The sequence below is a fragment of the Alkalimonas mucilaginosa genome (genome assembly GCF_036327005.1).
In the GTDB taxonomy this organism is placed as follows: domain Bacteria; phylum Pseudomonadota; class Gammaproteobacteria; order Enterobacterales; family Alteromonadaceae; genus Alkalimonas; species Alkalimonas mucilaginosa.
In genome coordinates, this window is sequence record NZ_JAUGZK010000007.1 from 181,779 (window position 1) to 192,987 (window position 11,209).

Sequence of the window (11,209 nt, forward strand, 5' to 3'; positions counted from 1 at the left end):
AAGCTGTCTTTAGGCTAAGGCTTTACGGCGTATTGTTAGTGGTGTTTTAAACGACTGTATTATTTTTTATTGCTTGTTATTGAATAAGTTAGATACAGGAGTGATGGTTTTTAATGATGGTTGAGGTGTTGCATTGGAGCGTCTGAAGCGTTTTTGTTTATTAACAGAGCAAGATTTGAACTCCCACTCAATACAAGCAGTACGCCTCAGTGTATTACGAATTATCATCTTGACGGGTGTATTATTGGTTGGGGGGATTGTTTTACACAGCAGTCTGAAAGCCTATGCTATGGGCGCCTATCATATTATTGCCATTACATTAGCATTCTACTCTGCACTTTTAATTTCGTTGCTATTCTCGCTGCGTTATCAATTGATCAGCAGTATTATGCTGATGGTGGCTGTATTTGGCGCCGGCTTGTGTATTGTGTTGTTTGTCCAGGATTTTGAGCTATCCAAGCTTGGTCTTTTGTTTGTCTACGCAGCGCCTTTAATCAGCCTGATGCTTTTCCCTCTCCGGGTTACCATCATCATCATGCTGGTAAACTTTATTCCCTATGCCTTTTTATTGTTCTGGCCAACACCGATCACTATTGTAAGCCTCTCGATTGAATTACCTGATACCCACCATTACATCCATACCTTGTTGTTTTTGTTTTTTAATCTGTGTATCCCACTATCGATTTTGCGGGTTTTTTCCACTTTAAAGCGCAATACCCACCAACTACGGGCTCTGAACGAGCAAGTGACGCACAGCAATCAGCTGTATGAAGAGGTGTTTGAAAACAGTCATCTTGCCACGGTATTAACTGATCAGCATGGCACTATTTTAAAAGCAAATACGAAAGCACAGCGCTTGCTAAAGCTGGAGCATGGTAGCGACATGAACTTGTCTATGGTGCTAACACCAAAAGACAAAGATGGCTCTGGTCAGGATTTCTGGTTGACTCAGGATTGTGAGTGCCTGACTTCTGATCAAAGCTCGATAGTCCTGAAGCATCTTGCGACGACAGAGAAAAAGCACCTTATTTTTCAGTTGGAAGATATTTCTGTGCTGCGCGAGTTAAATCATCGTATCTCAAGCAATGAGCAGCAGCAAAAGCGTTCTCTTAGTTACGATGCACTGACCCATTTACCCAATTTAAGCTTTTATAGCCGCTTAATTAGCAAACATCTTCAGCAACAGCCGGAACGATTGTCCGGGGTGTTGATCATTGTGCGGATTTGCAATATCAAACAGTTTAATCAATCACATGGTTACAGTGCCGGGGATGCTTTGCTTTTAGCGTTTGCGAAAAAAGCCAGGGCCGTTTTACCTGCCAAAGTGCTGATTGGACGAATCAGGGGGGTCAAGTTTATTTTATGGAGCCCTTTGCCGCCAGGTGCTGATGTCGCTGCCTATGCTAAGAGCTTGTATCAGCAGCTGCCAACGGCTTTGCCGGTTAAAAAGGTGCACTTAAACCTGGCTTATGAGTTTGGTGTTACAGTGACACCAGCATCATCCAACTGCATAGAGCAGTACATTGAACAATGTGAATCAGCCTTAGAGTTTGCTGATTATCACACCAACCCGGTCGCATTATTTAACCCTGTTGCATTCGCAGAGCGTAAAGCAGAGCTGCAGTTGGTGGATGAGCTAAAAGCTGCCTTGAGTGCCCATGAGCTGTGCTTGTGGCTCCAACCCAAAGTCAATGCCGCTGGGCAGGTATACAGCTTTGAAGCCTTGTTACGCTGGGAGCGCGCGCCGGGTCAGTTTGTGCCAGCGCAGCGGGTAGCTCAGTTGGCGGAGCAATATGGTTTTATTGTGCCTTTGTCGAGCTTTGTCCTGAATGAAGCTGTCAGGATCCTGACGCAATGGCGTGACAAAGGGCTCACATTTGAGTTATCCATTAATCTGGCCGGCCCCGACATTATTGATGCACTGTTTTTTGCTGAACTGGTGTCGCTGGCGACACATCAGCCATGGCTGGTGGATGTGCTGGAGCTGGAGTTAACGGAGACCAGCATCATTATTCAGAGCCAGTTGATGTTTGAAAAGCTAAGTGTCCTGAAGAAGTTGGGTTTTAACCTGGCGATTGATGACTTTGGCACCGGCCAGGCCTCATTAAGTTTATTAACAAAACTACCTGCAACCACCCTGAAACTGGACCGAAGTTTCTTAACCGGTGTCCCGGATGATGCCCTGCAAGTTAAAGTGCTGCAAACCACCATTCAACTGGCAAAGGCTCTGGAGTTGAAACTGGTGGTAGAGGGGGTGGAAACGGATCAGCAGCGTCGTTTTTTACTGCGATTAGGCTGCGAACGCATGCAAGGCTATTTATTTGCCAGGCCTAACAGCCAGGCCTATTGGAACCGGCAAAAACTCTTTCAGCCAAAGCCGCTTATCAAGCATCAACAACAGCAATCCCATGGTGTGGCAAAGCAGCTTCCCGCCTGAAAATAGCGATGGATAGGCTGGCAAACAAGCCAGGATTGCCAGTTGCGCCTGGCTAAACTATGATGGTTATCTTTTGTTCGCACTCAGGTAGCTATTCCTATGACCATGCCAGTATCCTCTAAACCCCGACTCTGGATCTGGTTGCTTTGGCTGGTGCTATTTTTCAGCGGCTGGCTCTATTTGGTGCTGGGACGGGGGCTTTGGCCGGTGGCGCTGGAGCACTGGCCAATGGCGCTGGCGATGGCGATTGGCAGCTACGCAGCCGGTTCCACCCCGATGGGCGGTGGTACCGTCGGCTTTCCGGTGTTGGTGCTGTTGTTTGAGCTACCGGCGAGCCTGGGGCGTGATTTTAGTTTTGCCATTCAATCCATTGGTATGGTCAGTGCCAGTATTTTCATTCTGGCCAGGCGCCAGCCCATCGCCTGGGCTATGCTGAAAGGTGCCATGCTGGGTTGTTTGTTGGGCTTGCCGCTGGGTATCTTTCTGTTAGCACCTCTGGTGCCGGAACTGTGGATCAAACTGCTGTTTGCGGTGGTGTGGGCCAGTTTTGGTGTGCTGCACCTGTGGCGCTTGCAGGAAATTGCCAGCCATAGCGGTATGACCGAATTTGACGAGCGCTGGGACTTTCGGCTCGGGCTGAATATCGGGGTACTGGCGGGGGCTTTGGTGGTCTCAGTCACTGGTGTCGGCATTGATATGGTGCTCTATACCGCTTTGGTGCTGATCAGCCGGGCCGATCTGAAAATCGCTATTCCTACTTCGGTGGTGATTATGGCCTTTGCCTCGGTGCTTGGCGTGCTTATTAAAGTAACGCTTGGCCCTGGCCTTGCGCCCGGCGTGTTTGAAAACTGGCTGGCTGCAGCTCCCGTGGTCGCCTTGGGGGCACCGCTCGGTGTCTATATTGTGGCGAAAATTGGCCGCAAGCCGACCTTGCTGGTGGTATCCACCCTTTGTGTTGGTCAGTTTGTCTGGACCCTCTATTCCGAGCAAAGCGTGCTGGGTTTCGGTGGCATGGCTGTAGCTTTGCTGGCAGTGGCGATTTGCCTGTTTGGCTTTGAACACCTGCGCCGTTTTGGCGCCCGTTTGGCCGGCGAGCGCTTGGTGGCTGCGCAAGTGCAAGCTGCCGCGCAAAAGGCCGATCTGAAACCGGAGGCTGCATCAGTGCCGGCGGACTCTAAGGCACCTGGAGTCTAAAACATCGCGCTCTAATCAGCTGCTGCCACTGCATAGCGGCTGGCCAGCCGGCTTTCACCCAGGCCACTTTTACGCGTCACCACCAGCTGGGTGGGGATGCGCTCTTTCATCGCTTCAATATGACTAATCACCCCAATCATCTTGCCGCTGGCATTGAGGTTATCCAGCGCATCCAGCGCAATATCCAGCGTTTCGCTGTCCAAAGTGCCAAAACCCTCATCCAAAAACAGCGAGTCGATGCTGGTTTTATGGCTGACCAGATCCGACAGCGCCAGCGCCAGTGCCAGACTGACCAGAAAGCTTTCGCCGCCAGATAAGGTGCGGGTATCGCGCACCGCATCGCCTTGCCAGGTATCCAGTACGCTCAGCTCCAGCCCTTCGCCGGCTTTGCGCTGCAACTGATAGCGGCCATGCAATCGCTGCAGTTGCTGATTGGCCAGATAGATCAAATGATCCAGCGTTAACCCCTGGGCGAACTTGCGGAATTTGGCACCATCGCGTGAGCCAATCAGCCCATGCAAATAGCTGAGATCGTCCAGCTGCTCGCGCTTGGTGCGGATGTCTGACAGCAACTGCTGCTGCTCGGTGCGAAGCCGCTCATCCTGCTGCAATTGACTGCTGATGCTGCCAAGCTGCTGGTTCAGGGCATCCAGTTGCTGGTGCAGGCTATCGAGCTGCTGCTCGGTGACGCTGGCATCGGCTTGGACATACTGGCTGGCATGGGCGTCATCCTGCAATTGCTGCCACTGGCGATCGAGCTGCTGCCTGGCAAATTCTGCCTGTTGCTTTTGCTGCAGCAATTGCTCACGCAGTTGCTGCAGTTGTTGCTTATCTTCAGGGGTGAGCAGGGCGCGTAGGAAGCTTTGCTCGTCGACAAAAATTGAAGCCTGCAAGGCCTGCTCAAACGCCTGGCGCTGCTGCTGGCTGCGCTCTTGCCATTGCTGTTGGCTCTGTTGCAGGCTTTGGATGCTGGCGCTTAGCTGATCCCAGGCCTGTTGTTGCTGCTGACGTTGCAGCTCAGCCTGCTGCAGCTGGTGCTCAGCATGCTCCAACCGCTGCATGCTTTGCTGGCGCTCGACAGCGGGATCCTTATCGGCAAACAGCTGCTGCCGTTGCTTTTGTAATTGGCCGAGCTCTGCGTCACTTGCTTTTAGGGAAGCGCTGCGGCTTTGCAGCCACTCCGTCAGCTCCTGCTGCTGTTGCTGCAAATACTGGGTCTCGCTTTGCTGGCGCTCTAGCTGCGGTTTTAAATCGTGCAGCTGTTGTTGTTTGTGTTGCCACAGCTCGGCATCCTGCTGTTTCTTAACAAGGAAGTCGGCAAAATCAGCTGGCGCTGGCATGCTTTGCTGCTGAGCCTGCAGCAGTTGGCTGATGTGTTGCCACTCGGCGCTTAGCTCTTGTTCCAGCTTACTTCGTGCTGTTTGCTCGGTACTCAGGCGCTCTTGTTGTTGTGTCTGCTGTTCATGGCACGCCAGGTGTTGCTGCCTGGCTTGCTGCAGCTGGTGCTCCAGTTGTTGGCAGTGTTGCTGTTGCTGCTGCCATTGCTGGTTCAGTGCGCGCAGCTGCTGAATACGGGCGCTTAGCTGCTCGATCTCTGCCTGCTGGCTGGTCAAAAGAGCGCTTAGCGCTGTGCCGTCGTCAATCGCCGTGCTTGTTGGTACGGCGGTCTGCCTGGCCAGGCACTGTTGCCACTCCTGCTGCAGCTGCTGTTGCTCAGTGACCAGTTGCTCGTTGGCCGTCTGAAGCTCAGCCTGATGGCGCTGGCAGCTATCCAGCTCCGCCCGCAGTTGTTTGCCTTGCTCTTCCAGAGCTTTGAGTTCAGATAAAGCCTGATCGCGCTGCTGAAGGTGCTCCGCCGGGTTGTACGCATGCCCATCCAGTGCCGGGTGCTGCTCGCTGCCACAGAGCGGGCAGGGGCTGCCGGGGGCAAGCTCTGAGCGGTACTGCGCCAGTTGCTCATCTTGCGTCACCAGCTTGCTCAGGGCCTCGCTCAGTTGGCGCTGCTGGCGGTATTGTGTTGTCAGGTTTTGGTGTTGCTGCTGCAATGCTTGCAGGTTTTGGCTCACTTGCTGCAACTTCAGCTGCTTTTCCTGCTGCTGGGCGGCGTTTTGTTGGTAATGCTTTTGCACTTGCTGCAAGGCATGCCAGTGGGGCAACTGTTGGTTGATGGCATCCCGTGCGGCTTCGTCCTGCTCCAGTGGACGGCCTTGCCCAACTTCTTGCAGCAATTGCTGTGTCTCTGCGACTTGTTGCTGCGCCGGTTGCAGCTGTTTTTCCAATGCCTGGCAGTGGTTGCTTAGTTCCGCTGCTTTGGCGCTGCTGCCGGCCAGTTGCTGTTTGCAGTCCGTCCGCTGTTGCTGCTTTTCGCTCAGTCGTTGCTGCAGTTGCAGGCAGCTTCGATGCAGCTGTTGCAAGCGGCCTAGTTCACGGCCAAGCTGGGCATCGGCCTGGTGCTCCTGCAGGTAGCTATTCAATTGCTGCAAGGTTTTGCTCAGTTCTGTCAACTGCTGGGCTTTATCCTTAAGCTGCTGCTCCAGTTGCTGCAGCTTTTGCTGCTGGCTGCTGTACTCTGCCTGCTGCTGTTGCTGCTGAGCGGTCCGTTGTTTCAGGCTCAGATCCAGCGGCACAACCTGCTCGCTTAGTAGCTGCTCCAGCGCTTTGTGCTGGCTTTTGGTCGCTTGCAGTGCAGCCTGCTGTTGCTGCATTTCGGTGGTTGCGGCTTTAAGCCGGGCTTCCTGCTCGGGCTGCTGCTGTTGGCGTTCTTTTAACTGCTCTTCAGCCTGCTGTGCATGCTGCTGGCTGTCTTGCCAGCGCTGATACAGACCACGCAACGCCTCGGCTGGCTCACTGTCGGCCAGCCGCTGCAGTGCCGGGGCAGCTTGCTGCTGCGCTTGTTCGGCTTGTTGCCAGGCGGCGCGGGCTGCTTGTTGCTGCTGTTGTGCCTGTTGGCAGGCCTTATGCCAGGCCAGTTGAGCCCGAAGGCTGTCTTGCTGCTGGCGCAATGGCTGCAGTTGTTGCTGCAGGCTCTGTTGCTGCGTTTTCAGTTCGGTTTGCTGGGCATCGGTTAGCAGCTGCATGCCATCGGCTTTGGCGCTTAAGGTGTCCAGTTGCTGTTTGGCCTGGCTGAAACGCTCGTGCACCAGCATCGAGATCTGGCCATAAATTTCGGTGCCGGTCAGCTCTTCCAGCAGTTCGGCGCGCTCGCTTTCATTGGCCAGCAAAAAGGCGGCAAACTGGCCTTGCGACAACATCATCGAGCGGGTAAAACGGGCAAAATCCAGTCCGGTCAGTTGTTCAATCTGTTCGTTTTTTTGTTTTAGCTGACTGGCCAGTACCTTGCCGCTTGAAACTTCCGCCAGCTCCACATCGGCCGGTTGCAGCTTGCCATCGGCCTGGCCGCGGGCGCGGCGCATGCTCCAATGGGCGCGGTAGATTTTGCCTTTAACCTCAAACTCCACTTCGGCCAGGCAGTTGCTAGAGCCGCGGGTCATAATGTCGTTGCTGCTTTGGGTGATAAGACCTAGCCGTGGCGTTTGGTGATAGAGCGCCAGGCAAATCGCATCTAAAATGGTGGTTTTGCCGGCACCGGTTGGCCCGGTAATGGCGAAAAGGCCATTGTCGGCAAAAGGTGGCTTAGTAAAATCAATCCGCCACTGGCCTTTTAAGGAGTTGAGGTTGGCAAATTGCAGGCTCAGAATTTTCATGCCGGGTTCTCCCCGCTATCTCCCTGTGCAACATCATTCAGTACCTGAGTAAACAGCTGCTCCAGCCGGGTTTTACGGGCACTGGTGTTTTCATCGTCGAAGTGCTCCAGCGCCAGCCGGCGTTCAAACACCTGCTGCGGAGTCAGCTCGGTCAGGGTTTCCTGTTGCTGCTGGCTCAGCGACTGGCGCTGTTTGCTGCGGGCCCGGCGCAGCTGCAGCACGTCCACCGCTTTCCCGTCGCACAGTGCCTGAATCCGTTGCTGCAGATCGGGCAGGTAATCATCCAATGTGACTTCAATGCTGAGCCAGGTAGGCTGCTCTGCTTGCTCCGGGTACTGGCTAAGTTGCTGCTCCAGTTCGCTCAAATTGCCTTTTAGCAGAGCCATGGCCTGAAAGCGTGGTACCTCAAGCGGTATCACATCCTCAAGTTTGTCATCGGAAAATTGCACCAGCAGCACCTGCTTGCTGCTACCCAGCTCATCGAAACTGAGCGCAATCGGCGAGCCGCTGTAACGAATATGTGGCTTTTTGCCAACGATTTGAGGCCGGTGAATATGGCCAAGGGCAATGTAATCGGCCGGTGGAAAAGCATCGGCGGCAAAGCCATCCAAGGTGCCTATGTATATATCGCGCACCGACTCGGACTGACTGACTCCCAAAGCACTCAAATGGCCTGTCGCCACGATCGGCAGCTGCTGTGCTAACGCCTCACGCTTGCTCAGGGCCAGCTGGTACAGCTGTTGGTAGTGCTGCGAAATGGCTGCGCCCAATGCCTGGCGTTTTGCCAGACCACTATCGCCGGCACGGCTTTGCAGCACATCGCGCGGTCGGACAAAAGGCACGGCGCACAGCAGGGCACCAGGGCTGCCATCGCGTTTTGGCAGGGTCAGCAGTTGTTGTTCGGGATCATCAGTGACACTGGCCACCACATAGGTGTTGAGGCAAGCCAGCAACTGGCGCGATTCATTCAATACCGATACCGAATCGTGGTTGCCGCCCAGCACCACCAGGCAGACACCCAGCCGGTTGCAGGCCACGACAAATTCATTGTACAGCTCGCGGGCATAACTGGGCGGGGTGCCGGTATCAAACACATCACCGGCCACCAGGATGGCATCGACCTGCTGCTGCTTCGCCTGTGCCAGCAGCCAGTGCAAAAAGGCCTGATGCTCGGCTTTACGGCTTTTGGTGAAAAAGCTTTGGCCGAGGTGCCAGTCGGAGGTGTGGATAATTTTCATGCGGACTTTGTGATTACCTAAAGATTTTGTCGTAGACTACCATAGCACCTGTTGTCGGATCACGATCTCTGCGGCTGTCGTTCATTACAAAAGGAAGCTCTATTCATGATTACACCTTTCTATGCTGCTTTACTGGTCTTGCTGTTCATTGTGCTGGCCATTCGAGTGATCCGTTTGCGCAGGCGCTTTCAGGTGGCGCTGGGAGACGGAAAGCACAGTGAGTTAAGCCGAGCCATTCGGGTACATGCTAATTTTGTGGAGTATGTGCCACTGACATTGCTTTTGTTGTTTTTTATCGAGCAACAGGGGAGTGCTGCCTGGTTGGTGCATGGGTTAGGTATTACCTTGTTGGCCGCACGAGTATCGCATGCCTGGGGCGTGAGCCAGCTAAAAGAGCAGTTAAATTTTCGCGTTACTGGCATGCTGCTTACCTTTGCAGTTTTATTGTTGAGTGCTAGTTTGCTGCTGTGGCAGTTTGTCGGGTTTTGAGTCAATCAAGATGAGTTAATCAAGGGGGCAATCAAGGGGTCCCTCAGACTCTGCCCCTTGATTGTATAAGAAGTCGATGTATCAATAACTCTGACCCCTTGATTGTGACGCTGGACCACCGGTTGCTGAGTGAAGAAGGCCGCAAGGAAATTAAAGATCAGCTTCATCAGTTGCCTGAAAACCTTGAAATAATTGCCAATGACTTAGTTGATGGCCTTGAGACATTGCTTGATCCTGGTGCAGATAAACGAGCTGCAAGCAATGCAGAAATTATGGCAATGCTAAGGGAGTATCTGGCTGGATTGTCAGAAGAAGAGCAACAAGAGTTGATGCAGTATGTCGGTGTTTTTATTGATGGTACTGGCAATAATAAATATACAGATATAGCCAAAGCTGAGGAAACCAATGTAGCTATTTTGAGTGAACTGTATCAGAGTACAACTGCTGATGGGGCGCTATATTATGAGGGGGTTGGTACAAGCTGGTACTCTGCGCTTGCCTGTGGATTGACTGGGTGTGGCGGTCAGATTCGTATTAATGAGGCTTTGCAAGATATTGCAAATCAGTGGCAAGGTGGTGATCATATTCTAATGATAGATGTTACAGGTTTTAGCCGTGGAGCTACCCAAAGTGTTGAACTAATTAATACGATTATGAAAAATGGTCTTCCCGGCGTCCCTCAGGATAATATTGTGATTAATGGAGCTTATTTATTTGATACAGTAAGTTCGACAGGTATTCCTGGGAATCAGATTGATTTTGGTTATAACCTTGTTGTACCTGAAGTGGTTCCGGTTTTTCATGCAGTAGCAAATAATGAGTTTAGAGGGTTGTTTGGCCTACAAAGCCAAAATTATTCTGATGGTACGTCACCATCTAATGTTGTGGAACAAGGTTTCTTTGGTGCCCATTCGGATGTGGGGGGCGGGTATGCTCCAGGTAGTCAAGGGAAAGAAAATACGTTATCGACAATTCCTTTGCAATGGATGCATGAGAATGCGATAAATAATAACTCCCCTCTTTTACCTATACCTTTGCAACACCAGGTTCCGGCTGATTTACAGCAATTGTATGACGCAGCTGCGTCTGGTGATACTGGTGCGCAGCAAACATTAGATGAAAATTACATTCACGACTCTAGGTATTTCTGGGAGCGATGGCAGGGTCGTGAATCTCGGCCTGTTTATCACCCAAAAGGAGAAAATCCTAATGGATAAGATAGTTCTAATTATCGTTTTTTCAATGCTTTTGATCGGATGCTCAAGCACTCGTCATAATATTACTTTTAAAAATTATAGTGATGAGCAAATCTATGTGGAGTATGGAATGTGGGGTGAGTGGTTAGTAAGGGGAGGGTATATAGTTGGGTTGTCAGAGGAGAATTTATTCCCGCCAGGCAGGACTCATGCTTCCATGCCTGGACCTATTCCTGAATCTATCACGGTTGTATGGAAGAATTCTGACGATGAATTAATAAAAGAAAGTGTTGATATTTTACGGAGTGATGTTCCAAGTGTAAGAAGGAATGAGTGGTATCAATTCGTTATTACTTTAACACAATTTAAAATTCACCAAGTTGAGGTGATTATTCATTCGTCAGAAAACATAAGAAGTAAGAAAATAAAATCTATGATTTACTGTTCAGAAGGAGAAGGAAGTTGCGAGTTTCTAACGCCTTTTACAACAGATACATATTATGATCCAGAGACCCTCACAGAAGCACAAAAAGCACGGTTGGAAAGACAAAAAGAGATTACAGATAACTTTAGGGATGAGTTAAAAGAAGACGTGGAAGAAATAAGACGTAGGAATGGACTTTGATCTTCGGTTGTTGGTAGTGATCCGTACCCTCAAACCGGGAGACCTATATTCCCTCTCTGAACCAGGGAAGTGCTGATCCCATCTCGACACCAGATAGCATTTTCAACGGTTTAAAAAATCTACCAAAGCTACCAGAACGAAAGTAGCCAAAGCCTGGATAACACCTTAGCCACCATTGGCCAGGGCAGTATTACGGTGGGAGGTGAAGCCACAGAGCCAGCAGGCTTAAACCGCGATGTGGATGCCATCAACAAGGAAATTTATGCCGTAGACCGCCAGCAAGGCAATATTGACCTGACGCTGGACCACCGGTTGCTGAGTGAAGA

7 protein-coding genes are annotated in these 11,209 nt (G+C 51.5%); 5 read left to right on the plus strand and 2 right to left on the minus strand.

Annotated elements, in window-relative coordinates; translation table 11 throughout:
* The first annotated feature begins 229 nt into the window (after positions 1–229).
* Positions 230–2,437, plus strand: coding sequence for an EAL domain-containing protein (locus QWF21_RS11425; RefSeq protein ID WP_330088179.1), 2,208 nt, complete (start codon positions 230–232; stop codon positions 2,435–2,437).
* Between the two features lie 99 nt (positions 2,438–2,536).
* On the plus strand, positions 2,537–3,631 hold the full coding sequence (locus QWF21_RS11430; RefSeq protein WP_330088180.1) for a sulfite exporter TauE/SafE family protein: 1,095 nt from the start codon (positions 2,537–2,539) through the stop codon (positions 3,629–3,631).
* Positions 3,632–3,642: 11 nt separating this feature from the next.
* On the opposite strand, the gene QWF21_RS11435 is transcribed toward QWF21_RS11430, so the two are convergent.
* Together QWF21_RS11435 and sbcD are read right to left on the minus strand one after the other, a co-directional pair.
* The gene (locus tag QWF21_RS11435) at positions 3,643–7,335 is read right to left on the minus strand and encodes an SbcC/MukB-like Walker B domain-containing protein (RefSeq protein WP_330088181.1); all 3,693 of its coding nucleotides are present in this window, start codon (positions 7,333–7,335) and stop codon (positions 3,643–3,645) included.
* Positions 7,332–8,573 carry an exonuclease subunit SbcD gene (gene sbcD, locus QWF21_RS11440; RefSeq protein WP_330088182.1) on the minus strand — a complete coding sequence of 414 codons (1,242 nt, stop codon included), beginning with the start codon at positions 8,571–8,573 and terminating at the stop codon, positions 7,332–7,334. The genes QWF21_RS11435 and sbcD overlap by 4 nt, the downstream gene beginning before the upstream one ends.
* Before the next feature lie 105 nt (positions 8,574–8,678).
* Here sbcD and QWF21_RS11445 point away from each other — a divergent pair, with 105 nt between their 5' ends.
* The 3 genes from QWF21_RS11445 (at position 8,679) to QWF21_RS11455 (ending at position 10,883) form a co-directional block, all read left to right on the plus strand.
* Positions 8,679–9,062 carry an MAPEG family protein gene (locus QWF21_RS11445; RefSeq protein ID WP_330088183.1) on the plus strand — a complete coding sequence of 128 codons (384 nt, stop codon included), beginning with the start codon at positions 8,679–8,681 and terminating at the stop codon, positions 9,060–9,062.
* 122 nt (positions 9,063–9,184) lie between these two features.
* A complete protein-coding gene (locus QWF21_RS11450; protein ID WP_330088184.1) occupies positions 9,185–10,279 on the plus strand; it encodes a DUF2235 domain-containing protein in 1,095 nt (364 codons plus the stop codon).
* Entirely contained in the window at positions 10,272–10,883 is a 612-nt protein-coding gene (locus QWF21_RS11455; protein WP_330088185.1) for a hypothetical protein, read from the plus strand. Before QWF21_RS11450 ends, QWF21_RS11455 begins: the two co-directional genes overlap by 8 nt.
* Positions 10,884–11,209: the final 326 nt, after the last annotated feature.

What these genes read in the sequence shown, in the direction of transcription:
- sbcD (WP_330088182.1), bottom strand. Translation starts at nt 8,573, where the DNA reads ATGAAAATTATCCACACCTCCGACTGGCACCTCGGCCAAAGCTTTTTC.
- QWF21_RS11435 (WP_330088181.1), bottom strand. Translation starts at nt 7,335, where the DNA reads ATGAAAATTCTGAGCCTGCAATTTGCCAACCTCAACTCCTTAAAAGGC.
- QWF21_RS11430 (WP_330088180.1), top strand. Translation starts at nt 2,537, where the DNA reads ATGACCATGCCAGTATCCTCTAAACCCCGACTCTGGATCTGGTTGCTT.
- QWF21_RS11455 (WP_330088185.1), top strand. Translation starts at nt 10,272, where the DNA reads ATGGATAAGATAGTTCTAATTATCGTTTTTTCAATGCTTTTGATCGGA.
- QWF21_RS11445 (WP_330088183.1), top strand. Translation starts at nt 8,679, where the DNA reads ATGATTACACCTTTCTATGCTGCTTTACTGGTCTTGCTGTTCATTGTG.